Raw genomic sequence first — 13435 nt, 5'->3', positions numbered from 1 at the left:
TAAACCCAAAACCATGATAAAACAAATTCTAAACGTAAAGATATTTCTAGCCTTGGTATTGCTGATGACAATTGGCTGTAATAAGGACGATGACCAACCAAGCACCGTAAGTCTCCAGAATTTGGAGGTATCACTGGATGAAAACCCTAGTAACGGTGCCGTTGTAGGAACAATTCAAACCGTTGGAGGTTCCGGTACCAACTTTAGTATCACTTCACAATCTCCATCCGGTGCTTTGAGCATAGATAGTGATACAGGTGAACTTACTGTTGCCAATGCGACCGTATTCGATTTTGAAACGAATCCTACGATTACCGCGACAATTACTTCGGACAATGCCGAAAATTCAGTTACCGTAACCATTACCCTAAACAATACCAATGAGGTTACCGCACAGAATTTGGAAGTGACCATCGATGAAAACCCGACCAATGGTGAGGTTATCGGTAGTCTTCAAACTATGGGCAACGCTTCCGGTTTTACTATAACCACGCAATCTCCGGTAGGTGCCATGGACATTGATTCCAATTCGGGCGAACTTACCGTTGCAGATGCTTCGCTTTTCGACTTTGAAACCAACCCGACCTTGACGGCGACCGTTTCCATAGCGGATGCCGCAAACCCTGTATCGGTCACGGTAAACCTTAATGATGTCCTTGAAATAACCGTTCAGGATTTTACCGCAGCGGTTGATGAGAATCCAATTGACGGTCAGGTTTTAGGTACTGTACAAGCCACTGGAAATGGTACGCTCAGTTATTCCGTTATTTCGCAAACACCTATGGGTGCCATGGCTATTGACGCCGCGACGGGAGAATTGACCGTCATTGACCCCAACCTATTTGATTTTGAGGTCAATCCAGTCATTACTGCAGATATTTCAGTAACGGATGGTGTAGAAACCACAGCTGTAACCGCCACAATTAATCTAATCGATGTAGATGAAGTTTCTGCCACAAATACTGACTTGACCATTGATGAAAACCCATCCAATGGCGATGTTGTAGGAGCCTTACAGGCAAGTGGTTCCAATTTAACATATACTATTACGTTCCAGAACCCTGCGGGTGCATTTGCAATCAACCAAAGTACTGGGGAACTTTCCGTAGCGGACGAAATACTTTTCGATTTTGAGACCAACCCCAATATGTTGGCCACTATCTCGGTAAGCAACGGTACCCAAACCGTTTCCGCCAATGCGTTCGTAGAACTTAATGACTTGAACGAAATCGGAGAGTATAAATTTGGAGGTGTTATCTTTTGGATTGACCCAGCTAGTAACAATAGTGAAGGGTTGGTGTGTGCAACCACCAACTTAAATGTTAACGCTTGGGGTTGTTCAGGGATATTAACAGGCGCTTCTGGAACGGGTATAGGAACGGGAGAAACCAATTCAACGGCAATAATTTCGGCAGGTTGTATTTATTCTGCCGCAGAATCTATTTCGCTTTTGGATTGGAATGGATATAATGATTGGTTTTTGCCAAGTGTGGATGAATTCAATGAAATAGCCATTAATTACTACGACTACATTTGGCCCACGATACAGGCCAATGGAGGAAGTGCCCTTTTAGGTACAGTTTGGACTTCTACAGAAGTTGATGCTAATCAAGCTTATATAGCTTTTTTGGGAAGTACTACTGCCCCTATACCCATTCCTAAAAACACTTCTAATTTCCCCGTTTTGCCTATCAGGTCCTTTACAGATTTTTAAAACCCTATTTTTTTCAAAGCTAAAACAAAAACCACGCTGCAATCATACGTAGCGTGGTTCCATATCCCTTAAAACAAACCAAAATGGAATCATTACTTAAAATTCAAAACCAATACAATTCATTCGATAGCCTTAAGGCTTTTATCAAGACACAAACGGACTACGAGTGCTCCATCGAATACGATATTTGGGAAGGCACCATCGATGTCAATGGGCAAATGGCCCAATGCCTGGTAATCAAAAAAAGCGGCATGCACGCCGTAAAGGCCCTTTTTGTAAATGACAATACTTTAAAAGTCAGTCATTTTATACCCAACAAGGTATTGAACGCTTATTTCGGTAAAAGTGTAAAAGCCTATAGGAGTGTTTTAGAAATTGCAGGGGAAGCCATTAAAAACTCCTTATTGAAAGGTTCGCAACAAAAGGCCTTCGACGAATTGGAAAAGTTGTTAGCCAAAGCAGCCTAGCCAACCAATTGGGCCAATGCCAAAATCACTTACATAACACGAACCAAGCATAGAACAGATATCAATGAGCAAAAGCAATACGTATTATCCACCCATACATCCTAAAAAAGCTTCGACCAGACAAGATGAAAAATGGGACGAAGCGGTAGGGTTGTTCAATAGCCAACAATTTGAAAAGGTAGTCCCTACCCTATTGGATTATATCGACCCCAACCTTAAAAACAAGAAAAACGGAGATACCTATGAGATCCCGCATGGTTCGGTAGTGATTTCGATCACCCAAACCGCGGATGAATTATGGGTCAAATGTCCCTTTTTGAACATCGCAAATGCCAAAAAAGTACCCTTGATGCGACGATTGGCAGAGTTGCGCATGAATCCGCTGAACCTCACCAACGTAGTCCTGGAAGATGATTTGGTCTATTTCAAATTTTCATGCCCCATAACCCTTTGCGAACCGTACAAAATATATGGCATCCTCAGGGAGATTTGCTATTACGCGGATAGCCTTGACGATGAGTTTATCGAAAAATTTGGTGCTGAGCATCTACAGGAGCCAAAGACCATTTCAATTCCAACGGATTTAAAACAGCAAGCCTATTCCAATTGTCAACAAATAATGGAGTATGGTCTGAATCGTTTTGACCAATACATGGAAAAACGTCATGGCAACAATGCCTGGTACACGTTGAACATCACCTTGAAAAAAATTGAGTTTCATGCCGAGCCCCAAGGGTATGTGCGCACACTATTGGAAAAGGCGGTAGACGGGTTGTATGATGTACGAACGCCCTTTCATGACCGCTTACTCAACGGCAGAACGGCATTGGAAAAATTAAGGGCGCTCACGGTAGATAAGTTCATGGCGGACCTGTATCAAATTGAAACCTTCATTCCCTATAAATACAGTGGTAAAAAGGAGAATATCAGGGAAAACTGGCAAGAAAGTTATGAAGAGGCCCAAGATATGATTGCCAATTCAAGATTTGAAGATGCCACGAATCTCTTGCTCTCCTGCTTTTACAGTTTGTTCTACTACAATTTGGTCAATGAGGAGATCGGTAAACCCATAACCGACGCCCTTTCACAGGCCTATGGTTTTGAATTTAGTCAGTCCGCCCCAATGCTTTTAGAGGGCATGCAAGCCATTATGGAGGATGAAATTACAGGAATGGATTTTGGCATGGACCTCTCAAAATTGATGGGCGAACAAATGCAACAATCCATGGCGATGATGCAACAAATGATGGCAAACTTTAAAACAAATTAAGCAAGGGATTATGGAAAACATAGAAAGTTCGGTATTCAAGATAAATACCGCAAACGGCACAGGTACAGGATTTTACCATAAAGAAAATGACGTTATCATTACCAATTACCATGTGGTGGCCGGTTGCCATACCGTTAGTATCGAAGGAAAAGATAAAAATAGGTACCTGACCAAAGTCTTGTATGTAAATCCGGGAAAGGACATTGCTTTTCTCAGGGCGGACAACCTTCCCAAACCTGTAGATACAGTAGTGCTGAATCATAGTACAATTTCACGTACACGCGATAAGGTAATCGTACTTGGCTACCCCTACGGCATGCCGTTTACGGTAACCGAAGGCATTGTTTCCAATCCCCGTCAAAGTATGGGCGGCAGCTATTATATTCAAACCGATGCCGCCATCAATCCCGGAAATAGCGGCGGCCCCGTCATCAATGAAAAAGGGGAATTGATCGGCATCGTAACCTCAAAATTCTCCGATGCCGATAATATGGGGTTTGCAATTCCTTTGGAAACGCTAAAAGAAGAATTGAAGGTTGCGGGTGAATTATCAAATACGTTTACCCTTGGCTGTTCCAACTGTGGGGGACTAATTGAAGAAAAGACCGATTATTGCCCCAATTGCGGCACCAACATCGACGAAAAACTGTTTGAGGAAATCGCCCTTTCAGATTTTAGCCTTAAAGTTGAGGAGGCCATCTCGAAATTAGGTATCGACCCCGTATTGGCAAGGTCAGGCTGGGAACGTTGGTATTTTCATCAGGGCAGTGCAGAGATTCGCATGTTCGTTTATGACAACAATTACCTATTCGCAACCTCGCCTTTAAACGATTTGCCGCGTAAAAATCTGGCGGAGGTATACGAGTACATTTTAACTGCCGATACGGAACCACACCGTTTGTCCATTTCTGACAATCAGATCTACCTCTCATATCGCATTCATATCAGTGACCTATATTCTAACCAAAAGGATCAAATATTGGAGAACCTGGCCCAGTTGGCCTTAAAGGCCGATGCGCTGGACAATATTTTCGTAAACGATTTCGGGGCTGAAATGACGCATTATAGTAAATAGAATCGGTCTAAGAGGCCACCATCCCTAAAAAAGTTAAACCCCAAAACTTTAATTATGAAAGCAACCCTTTTTAAAAGCCTGTTCATTGCGGCACTGGTCATTACTGCGAGTTGCTCCGATGATGAAAACACAGAGAGGGAAACCCCTGTAAGGGCAACTCAAGAAGCTTTAGCCCAATTGAGAAGTGCGGCACTTGAACATAAGGTACAGAACTTTCAAATTAATGCGGAACAGACCAATTTTTTTACGACCGAAAGCGGGGTAATGTTCGTTATCAACGGCAATTGCCTTTCAAGAAACGGTAATCCCGTAACGGGCATGGTCGACGTTCAAGTGGTCGAACTTTTCGAAAGAGGAACCATGCTGACCACCGATAAACCTACCATGGGAACCCTGCCCAATGGCGACAAGGCCCTATTGATTTCTGGAGGGGAATTTTTCCTCAATATCACCCAAGACGGTGAAAACGTTGATGAGGACTGTGATATCGTGGCCACCATCCCTTCTGATATTACGGGAGGGGCCGACACTGGAATGACCCTATGGAAAGGAAACGGTGGCGATCAAGACTGCGACGGCATTGATGATGATTGCGATGGTTTTGTATGGGACCAGAATGTTGATCCCAATGGCGACCCTATTGAGGCTGAGATTCAGAACGGCGATCAGGGCGAACGCTTCTATGTCGCTCCTTTCGGTGATTTTGGATGGACCAATGTAGACCGCTTTTTTAGCGACCCAAGACCAAAGACAACCATTTTAGTAGAGGTGCCTGAAGGTTTCAATGATGAAAACAGTAGGGTGTACCTAGCATACGTAGGTGAGCCCAATGCTTTGGCGTATTTGGACACCTATGATGCCACAACCGGACTTTTTAGTGAGCATTATGGGCAAATCCCTATCGGTTTGGAATGTCACGTGGTTTTCACAACTGAAGAAAATGGGCAATGGCTCTATGCCATAAAATCGGTCACCATTGCAGATGGCCAGACCATAGAAATTACGGATGCCGATTTGAATATTGCCACCGAAAGTGAATTGGAAGCCTTGATAAATGGCTTGCCTTAACAATAAAAAGGGAACCGCTAGAATTGAGAGGACCAATGATTCTACGTTATAAAATTTCGCAGCATGTCGCAATCTTCATTAAAGTTTGTGCTATGCTTTTCATTGCTCTAGTATTTGGTTCATGTAAAGCATTGTTACCTTCCCCTTTAGAAAAAGGAGCTTTTAAGACATTGGATTCCACGATATATCCATTTCAAGAAATTACGAATGAGGATGTTTCCAAATCCTTTTCAGAATTGCTTGAAGTTAAAGAAATACAGCTTCTAGAAGATTTTAAAAGGTCAACTTCAATGTTGGCGAATTTTTTTAAAGCGGAATGCCCAGGCTGTTCCAACAAGACAACCAACCTAAAACCCCTCTATAAAGTTGAAAAAGGAAAGTTTTTGCATTTCGGACTTCAAAGCGAAATGGGTGTAGAGAATTGGGTCTTTAAGAAAAACGGAAGGTTTGTGACCCGATTTTATATGTTTCAAGGAGATGCTCCGGAACAAATTGAGGAACAATTGAAAGACCTAAAAAACTTGGATCGTGTTGTGGAAGGGGTGTATCCTACGGCTATCAATTCAGGGAATGTATATCTGGAGTATGCCGAATATAGCAATACTACGGATTTTGACAACCAGTGGTATAAGCCCTCGTTTCCAACAAAACTTGGCTATACCATAGACCTTAAAAAGAGTTCAGATGTTCGCTTTAGTTTCAAGGGCGGGCTGTACTCCTTTCAAGAGACCAATAATGAAGAAGCGTATCAGATCATCAACTTTGTAGAACCCATGTTTTACGGCAATGCCGCAGCCATTGATGGGCCCCAGACCTATTCCTCGGTTACCGATGCCTTTTATGCCAACGCGACATTTTTCCTGTTTGATTTAAGAGAAGATGCCCAGGTATCCGTCCATATCGAATCAGAAACGGAAGAGGGTCAATACAAGTTTTCAATATTGAAAAATGAAAGATTCTATACGTTGAAAGAATACCTGAGCAAAAAGGGTGAACTATTTGGGTCATATAAAGCGTTACTGGACAAAGGAAGCTACTTGATTCGGGTGCTACATGAGAATGCGAATTTTGCAGAAATGCCTTTGTACACCGTTTATATAGCCAAAAATGCCCTGGATTTGCTTAAGCCGATGCAACCATTTTAATTATTCAAAGACCAAGCTTGTGTTCATAGTATTGCTCATATTACTGCTCATCATCGCGATTCTGCTTCTACTGCTTTGCTTTCGGTTGTTCAAATGGACCCTAAAAAGTAAAAAGCGGGTTCAGGTAGCCCTAATCGTGTTTGTTATTGGCGGCATGTCACTCGTTATCAACCATTTCTTTTTTAAAAATATGCGGTTTATTCAATCTGAAGTATATCCAAATCTGTACTTGGTCAAATATCCGGATAAGGACTATTCTGTAGTAGAAAGGGCCATCCAAGAAAAAATTAAGGAGCACCTGCAGACCGAGCATAAAAAGGGAAAACCACTGGCCTATACCGATGAAAACGGCATTTACTTTTATGAATACGGAGGCTTCACCTTTGGTTTTTTGGGAGAAGCGGGTACTGGTTATTTTATTGACCATGAAGAGGACTTAGGGGGCTTTGTATCCGAAGAATTGGGCATGTACACGAACTACCGTTTGGCCGAATTTTATTATGACCCTTGTGCACAAGATTCGACCTTGGTCTGTGGTGAAATCGGTTGGTACAAAGAAGGGGAGTATTTCAAGGCGGATAGCCTTATCAATATGGTTTCGATTCAAGTTCAACCTAAAACCAAGATTCAACAGTGAAATTACCATCTGCTATTTTAATTCTGTTATTGTTGTCTTGCGGACAAGGAAACAAAGAGACCAATCCCATAGAACGGACAAAGGGTAAAAGGGAAACTGAGAGTCAACGCGTAAAAGAAGACGCTCGGGAAACCCAAACCCTATCAAACGAAAAGGGGGTAAGGGAAATCAACATCCAAAATCTATATAAGGCTATGGAGGATAAGGATGAGGTAGAATTTCTGAGGCAATTTCCTGAAGACTACCAACAGTTTCAAAGTTATTTTGGGTGGAACGCGCAAGAAGACGCACCCCACGAATTGTACGAACACAGTGTGCATTACATTGAATATTTGTTTTATCTGTTGCGCACCAATAAATACCCCAGCTACGAAAAGAAAATTATAGCTATTTGTGAGGATGGCCATTGGGAAGCCGATGGGGTCAATTACTTTCAGAACCATGTAGTAAACTATATCAAAGAAAATGATACGTATTATTTAATGAACGAGCTAAGTAACGACAAAGCAAAATCCGTCCTTTTCTTCCTTTTTGATGGGCCACATCCAAAATTCGATGCCGATTTTGCCTCCCACTTGAGTCCGTCCAAAAAAGAAATACTGGAAGAATTGTTCGAAACAAGTTTTTACGACCATAATGAAAATCCGGATCCTATTTTACCAGATCCCGAAAAACCCGATTTGATGGATGATGAAGGATCGATCCATTATGCCGTTTCCGATTTTGAAGGAAGTGAGCACTATTTTATCAGGGATATTGATATAAATAATGATGGCAAGTTGGACAAAATTGTAAGTGCAGCGCGGTACCAAGGTGATGAACTATTTCTTTTTGAAAATGTTGGTGATGAATACCAACATAGATTGAAAACAACTAATTTTTCAGAGGATGGAGGCAACCAGATTGTAGATGTGGTTGCAAAAAAGGGTGGTTTTTTCATTAAAACGGCATTTTTGGATGGGGGACTTCTAGAGGCCGATTACCACATTACCTTTAAAAACAACGCTTGGGTACTTGCCCATACCGTTTACAGAACCCAAAGCAGCAATCAAGAAGATGCCTTTATCTATGTCTGCAATGTGGTACAGGAATTGAATCTCGAAGATGCCGATTTTTTTGAGAGACTAAAAGGCATGCCGTACGAAACCGACAGGGAAAGGCTTTGCACCAAAGAAAAAATGAATTAAAAGCAACACAATGCGCATTGCAAAACATCTTTTCACCTACCTGTTCTGGACGATGTTGTCCTTGTTCATGGGCATTGTTTATATGCGTCTATTATTGGGCGATATCGCCGAGGATGAAAGTATAGGAGGTTTTGGCTACCTATTAAAAGTTTTCTATCTACATGGCTTGTTTTTTATCGGTTTGCCCTTTGGAGCCATTATAGCCCTTTTATTCATTGCTATTGATTGGTTTTTTCTTAGTAAAAAACGCAGACCAAGGGCCAATAGAACCCTTATACGCATTGCTTTGCTGTTGGCTATAACGGTTTTCGTAGCCATAGTCCACTATGTTTTAGAAGTTGTGATCGATGTTATTTAAATGAGAAAATGAAATATCTGCCCATTTTACTGATACTATTGCTCTTTTCCTGCCAGCAAGGTGCCAAGAATATAAAAACTCCTGAAACAGGGGTGGAGCAGCTAGAAGCAATTGAAAAGCAAATTGATACGCTTGACACGAATCAAATTCCAATACAGGTAGAAAGTCCATTACGGCCAAATGAAACCCTTATTTTGAACAAAACGTATATCGACACCCTAGAATTCAACGACTATAACGACGACTACGATTATCGATATCTTATTGGGAAAAAAAATGGTGCCGAGGTTTCCTTGGTCTATAATTGGGATTGGTTCGATAATAATGATTACAATTTTTTACAGGGCGATGTAATTGAAGTGCAATGGAAAATGGACAGCATCTCGATGCCGGGCGACCGAGAATCCGTAGCTATTGCTGAAATAGCCTTGGATGCCAAGAAAATAGTATCGTCCAAAGGGCCCTTTCAATTTTTAAAAAGAAAGAATGCTTATGATGAAGCAGTAAAAGACACTATCAGTACCATAGTCATCAACCATAGTTATTTACACAATATCACACCCCCCGAAAAAGCGGCCTTGGCCTTTGTGGCCTATGACATTGGTAACGAATGTGAACAAGGCTATGATTCAGAAGGTAACGAACGTGTGCTCTGGTGCCGAATTGTTTCGGCCTTGGATTTGGACCATCAATGCTCTGACAAGCAATTGAACTTTTTACGAAAGTGGTTTTTCAAAGATGCCGCCGCGATGGATAAGCCGAAACGTTGCCCTACGATTCCCAATACGGCAACCGTACAGACCACTTTTGATGAGATTCTCATTCAAACCGATGCATCTAAAAAAACGATTACGGTCGATTATAAAGTAACTGGAATCAATATGCGTGAGTCAAGTTCATGGCACCGCTCCCAGACCGATGTTTTTAAATATGATTCGGAACATATCATTTTGCTCGATTCCAAAAAATCGGATGTATCAGAAGATGAAATAAGCATGAACCCGGATTCCCCTGAAAACATCGACCCGCAAAACTTCGCTATGGCGCTCATGGAATACATACTGAACGAATGGAAGAAAAAAGCCGATTACAATAACCTTACAATCACTTTCAGCAGCAATATTTTAAACATTAAAGGCGAGGATGGCTTTACCTTAAGCAATTACGATTTTAACGAGATGGTCATCAATGGTACAGAAGACCCACAAGTAATATACCTAACCATTGGCAATGAAGGTGGCGGCGGGGGCGGTAATGTAGTGCTGGAAGAGACCTACAGTTTGACCGTTTTAGATGCAGAGGAATTTGACATTAGGCACGTAGAAACCAAATAAGTGGACTAAAAATGAGCGTGAAATATAGCTTCTACGTGCTAATTTTTGTGCTTTTGTCCTGTGGACAAAAGACAAACGATTTTTATCAGGGTGTAGTATTGGATGAAAACAATATACCCCTAGAGAATGTAACCGTTTTTGAAGAATATGTCGAAGAAAATAGCACCAAAACGGACAATAAAGGATACTTCAAATTAAATCGAACGCCCAATTGGATTTTAAGTTTGGTATTCGTAAAAGAGGGTTATAAGACCGATACCATTCCTACTGTTTGGGCACATGGCGAACAGGTCAACTATCAATTTATAAAGAACGACACAACCCAAGTCCGATTAAAAAAGGAAAATTCAAACTGAAGTTATGGGATACAAAAATCTTTATGCAGCGCTTGCACTTTTAATGATTTCATGCGGCCAAACTACCAAAGACAGCAAAAATCAAATGCCACAAGATGAGTTAAATACGGTAAAAGACAGTACGGCCAACCGGATGGCATCGATTGTAAACAATACCGTAACGCTCACTTTTGACGAAATTGTTGCCCTTGCCCCATCTAAAAAACTACCCCATATAGAAACTACCCATTTTGACAGTTTTACAGAAGATAATCCCGATGGAATAGATGTTAAAGCGTTGAAATTGAACAACATTTATGAAAATTTTGATGATAAGCAGCATTACTACAAGGCGATTTCCCTGTATAAGCTTCCTCTGAACACTAATTTTCACACCCTTGTCGTAACCGTACAACATGGAGAACATGAGATGGAAACCATACTGATCAACTACGATACCGATGGAAACATCATCGACCATAAACCCGTTGCTTTTGATGAAATCGCCGAATCTATGTCAAGGACCGTCTCAAGGATCAGCGAAAACAAACTGACCATACACGGGATTTTTTGGGACAATGACAAAGAAGTTCAAGAAATCGAATTAGAAATAACCGGTGATGGTAACATTGAACATATAGACACAAAAAAATTGAACGATGCCTTTGAAAATTTTGCATTGATCGATGGTGTTCTTACCAACTTAAAACTAGATTGGGTGCAAACAAAAACCAATCTCATTTCCTCGGCACCGCACCCCGATAATCCAAAAGAAACCATCATTGTCATCCCTGAGATCGTAGATGAGGGCGATCATTATTTTGACCTGAACAGCCACATTGTAGTGGTTGATAACCACTCTGGAAAAATAACACACAAGTATTTTGAAAGCCATGAAACAAACCAATGGGTTTCAGATGCCATTGAATTGGATGGTCTTCAAATAGACCCGAAACCCTACAAGATTGCCGAAGATAAAATGGCCTTTGGGGTTACCGTTTCCCATTTTGGATCTTCTAGGGTAAATCCGTATTCAAATAAAATGTTGTCACTATTCATAAAATCAGGTGATAGTCTGCTTAAAGTACTATCCGATTACGCCATAGCAGATTATGGTGGGGAATGGGACGGCGATTGTGATGGTGAATTTAATGAGACGAAAAAAAGTCTTAGGATGGGCCAGGAAAAAACCAACGGCTATTTTGATATCTGGGTCGATAATGAAAAATCGTATACCCATAGTTTTAAAGATAAAAACGGGGATTGCCTTTCAGAGATGAAGCTTGATCCCAAAACCACAATTTTAAAATTTAATGGCTGGCGATACTCGGAATATGATACCGAAACTATTGCCTATTCTGAATACGCTCCGAACAAAAGAGAGAATGTTCGGTTGGAAAATGTCCACGTGGGTCACGCATTTCAAATGGAACCTTTTATCCTTTTGTCTGGACTGTATATGCCCAAAGACGGAAAAATAGTATTTCCTGATACTGAAACCGATAACGGTTATCGATTGTTCCTATTGAACGAAGACAACGAAATACACTATATATCAAAAGGTTTCGGGGATTTGTACCATTTTGAACCCCATTTTTATAAAAGCGAAGCTTCTGATAAAACCATCATAATTTGTCAAATGGGCTTTGAATATCCATTTGGCGGCGAAGTTTTCATCTATCAGGATGAAAAGATAGAGCATGTGGGAACGCTGGATATTGAAGGATACGACCCCGAGCAAAACGGCACTAATTATTTGACTGAAATCATTGAAATTAAGGAAGGTAAAGCGGGTATTGAATTTTCCTTTAAAGCGAACAAATTAATACGAAATCCAGGTGGAGAACAAGAGCAGGTAATTGCCAACCATAATGTACGGTATGCGTACAAGAACAATGAACTAACATTACTCCTAAACAACGAATGAGGCTTAAAAGTGCTTTTTTTTTACGGATGGTTTTAGGGATTCATGTGCTTTCTGCCCAAGTGGATTCCATGTATCCTGAATTACCCAAATCAGGAAAGGAAATGCACGATTTGATTCCCGATGGCTGGCAGGTACTCTCGCAGGCCTCAGGGGACCTTAACAGAGATGGATATGTAGACCTGGCCTTTGCTATACAAAGCCCCGTAAAAAAGACGATTCAATACACCGATGATATTGAAAACGATACAATAGTTACAAGTCCCAGAACATTGGGCATCTACTTTGGTAAACGCAATGGAAAGTTTAAAAAAGTATTGCAATCCAACACCTTAATCATCAATCGAAAAACACCGGCAATGGATGAGCCTTTTAAGGGGGTGTATATTCTACCAAACGGTGACCTTCAACTAGATTTCTATATATGGCCATGCAGGGAATGTACCTCATGGACTTCCCATGAATACCTTTTTAGGTATCAAAATAGGGCGTTTGAACTCATCAAGTATGAAGAAAACGTAACCCAAAGAGTCTCTGGAGAAGATATCCATTACAGTGTCGATTTTCTAAACGGAAGCATGAAAACCATCACCGAAACCAGGACTGAGGATGACGAACGAGAATATCTTGAGGAAGAAGTGAAATTTGAGTTACAACAGTTAAAATCGATAAAAACCTTGGTTAAACCCTTTGAATGGGAATTCCAACAACTACGAATCTGAATATCCAACCTTTGAAAATCAGTATCATCATTATGGGATTTTTGGCTCTGATAAGCATCACCGGCATAATCATCAACAACAAAATTATCGCCAGAAAGAACCAAGTCGCACAGGCCTTTGGCAGCATTGAAATCTATCTCAAAAAAAGGTTTGATTTGATTCCGAACCTTATCGCCTTGCTGAACAAATTGTGACGCAT

General features: G+C 41.1%; 14 protein-coding genes. All 14 read left to right on the top strand.

The window, feature by feature from the left end; translation table 11 throughout:
- Positions 1-13: 13 nt before the first annotated feature.
- The 14 genes from ACEZ3G_RS02565 to ACEZ3G_RS02500 all read left to right on the top strand — a co-directional run bounded on the left by ACEZ3G_RS02565 (position 14) and on the right by ACEZ3G_RS02500 (position 13430).
- Entirely contained in the window at positions 14-1714 is a 1701-nt protein-coding gene (locus ACEZ3G_RS02565; RefSeq protein WP_432423908.1) for a cadherin repeat domain-containing protein, read from the top strand.
- Between the two features lie 83 nt (positions 1715-1797).
- Positions 1798-2181 (top strand): hypothetical protein, encoded by a 384-nt coding sequence (locus ACEZ3G_RS02560; protein WP_432423907.1) that lies wholly within the window; start codon positions 1798-1800, stop codon positions 2179-2181.
- Positions 2182-2245: 64 nt separating this feature from the next.
- On the top strand, positions 2246-3451 hold the full coding sequence (locus ACEZ3G_RS02555; protein WP_432423906.1) for a hypothetical protein: 1206 nt from the start codon (positions 2246-2248) through the stop codon (positions 3449-3451).
- 10 nt (positions 3452-3461) lie between these two features.
- Positions 3462-4526, top strand: a complete 1065-nt coding sequence (locus tag ACEZ3G_RS02550) for a trypsin-like peptidase domain-containing protein (protein WP_432423905.1) — start codon at positions 3462-3464, stop codon at positions 4524-4526.
- A 54-nt stretch (positions 4527-4580) separates the two neighbouring features.
- Complete coding sequence (locus tag ACEZ3G_RS02545) at positions 4581-5594, top strand: hypothetical protein (RefSeq protein WP_432423904.1); 1014 nt, start codon at positions 4581-4583, stop codon at positions 5592-5594.
- 92 nt (positions 5595-5686) lie between these two features.
- The gene (locus ACEZ3G_RS02540) at positions 5687-6739 is read left to right on the top strand and encodes a hypothetical protein (protein ID WP_432423903.1); all 1053 of its coding nucleotides are present in this window, start codon (positions 5687-5689) and stop codon (positions 6737-6739) included.
- A 19-nt stretch (positions 6740-6758) separates the two neighbouring features.
- Complete coding sequence (locus tag ACEZ3G_RS02535) at positions 6759-7376, top strand: hypothetical protein (protein WP_432423902.1); 618 nt, start codon at positions 6759-6761, stop codon at positions 7374-7376.
- Positions 7373-8563, top strand: a complete 1191-nt coding sequence (locus tag ACEZ3G_RS02530; RefSeq protein ID WP_432423901.1) for a hypothetical protein — start codon at positions 7373-7375, stop codon at positions 8561-8563. Before ACEZ3G_RS02535 ends, ACEZ3G_RS02530 begins: the two co-directional genes overlap by 4 nt.
- Positions 8564-8573: 10 nt before the next feature.
- On the top strand, positions 8574-8921 hold the full coding sequence (locus ACEZ3G_RS02525) for a hypothetical protein (RefSeq protein WP_432423900.1): 348 nt from the start codon (positions 8574-8576) through the stop codon (positions 8919-8921).
- An 8-nt stretch (positions 8922-8929) separates the two neighbouring features.
- Positions 8930-10255: a hypothetical protein gene (locus ACEZ3G_RS02520; protein ID WP_432423899.1), complete on the top strand. Its 1326-nt coding sequence runs from the start codon at positions 8930-8932 to the stop codon at positions 10253-10255.
- A gap of 11 nt (positions 10256-10266) precedes the next feature.
- Positions 10267-10611: a carboxypeptidase-like regulatory domain-containing protein gene (locus tag ACEZ3G_RS02515; RefSeq protein WP_432423898.1), complete on the top strand. Its 345-nt coding sequence runs from the start codon at positions 10267-10269 to the stop codon at positions 10609-10611.
- A gap of 4 nt (positions 10612-10615) precedes the next feature.
- Positions 10616-12517, top strand: coding sequence for a PA3715 family protein (locus ACEZ3G_RS02510; RefSeq protein ID WP_432423897.1), 1902 nt, complete (start codon positions 10616-10618; stop codon positions 12515-12517).
- Entirely contained in the window at positions 12514-13236 is a 723-nt protein-coding gene (locus ACEZ3G_RS02505) for a hypothetical protein (RefSeq protein ID WP_432423896.1), read from the top strand. Before ACEZ3G_RS02510 ends, ACEZ3G_RS02505 begins: the two co-directional genes overlap by 4 nt.
- Positions 13209-13430: a hypothetical protein gene (locus tag ACEZ3G_RS02500; RefSeq protein ID WP_432423895.1), complete on the top strand. Its 222-nt coding sequence runs from the start codon at positions 13209-13211 to the stop codon at positions 13428-13430. The genes ACEZ3G_RS02505 and ACEZ3G_RS02500 overlap by 28 nt, the downstream gene beginning before the upstream one ends.
- Positions 13431-13435: the final 5 nt, after the last annotated feature.

The sequence above is a fragment of the Meishania litoralis genome, from assembly GCF_042611095.1.
Lineage (GTDB): Bacteria > Bacteroidota > Bacteroidia > Flavobacteriales > Flavobacteriaceae > Meishania > Meishania litoralis.
The sequence above is the reverse complement of the archived record's forward strand: the minus strand, read 5'-3'. Positions and strand labels throughout refer to the sequence as shown.

Excerpts from the sequence above, each read along its gene's own strand:
- ACEZ3G_RS02565 (WP_432423908.1), top strand. The coding sequence starts at position 14 with ATGATAAAACAAATTCTAAACGTAAAGATATTTCTAGCCTTGGTATTG.
- ACEZ3G_RS02560 (WP_432423907.1), top strand. The coding sequence starts at position 1,798 with ATGGAATCATTACTTAAAATTCAAAACCAATACAATTCATTCGATAGC.
- ACEZ3G_RS02555 (WP_432423906.1), top strand. The coding sequence starts at position 2,246 with ATGAGCAAAAGCAATACGTATTATCCACCCATACATCCTAAAAAAGCT.
- ACEZ3G_RS02550 (WP_432423905.1), top strand. The coding sequence starts at position 3,462 with ATGGAAAACATAGAAAGTTCGGTATTCAAGATAAATACCGCAAACGGC.
- ACEZ3G_RS02545 (WP_432423904.1), top strand. The coding sequence starts at position 4,581 with ATGAAAGCAACCCTTTTTAAAAGCCTGTTCATTGCGGCACTGGTCATT.
- ACEZ3G_RS02540 (WP_432423903.1), top strand. The coding sequence starts at position 5,687 with ATGCTTTTCATTGCTCTAGTATTTGGTTCATGTAAAGCATTGTTACCT.
- ACEZ3G_RS02525 (WP_432423900.1), top strand. The coding sequence starts at position 8,574 with ATGCGCATTGCAAAACATCTTTTCACCTACCTGTTCTGGACGATGTTG.
- ACEZ3G_RS02520 (WP_432423899.1), top strand. The coding sequence starts at position 8,930 with ATGAAATATCTGCCCATTTTACTGATACTATTGCTCTTTTCCTGCCAG.
- ACEZ3G_RS02515 (WP_432423898.1), top strand. The coding sequence starts at position 10,267 with ATGAGCGTGAAATATAGCTTCTACGTGCTAATTTTTGTGCTTTTGTCC.
- ACEZ3G_RS02510 (WP_432423897.1), top strand. The coding sequence starts at position 10,616 with ATGGGATACAAAAATCTTTATGCAGCGCTTGCACTTTTAATGATTTCA.
- ACEZ3G_RS02505 (WP_432423896.1), top strand. The coding sequence starts at position 12,514 with ATGAGGCTTAAAAGTGCTTTTTTTTTACGGATGGTTTTAGGGATTCAT.
- ACEZ3G_RS02500 (WP_432423895.1), top strand. The coding sequence starts at position 13,209 with ATGGGAATTCCAACAACTACGAATCTGAATATCCAACCTTTGAAAATC.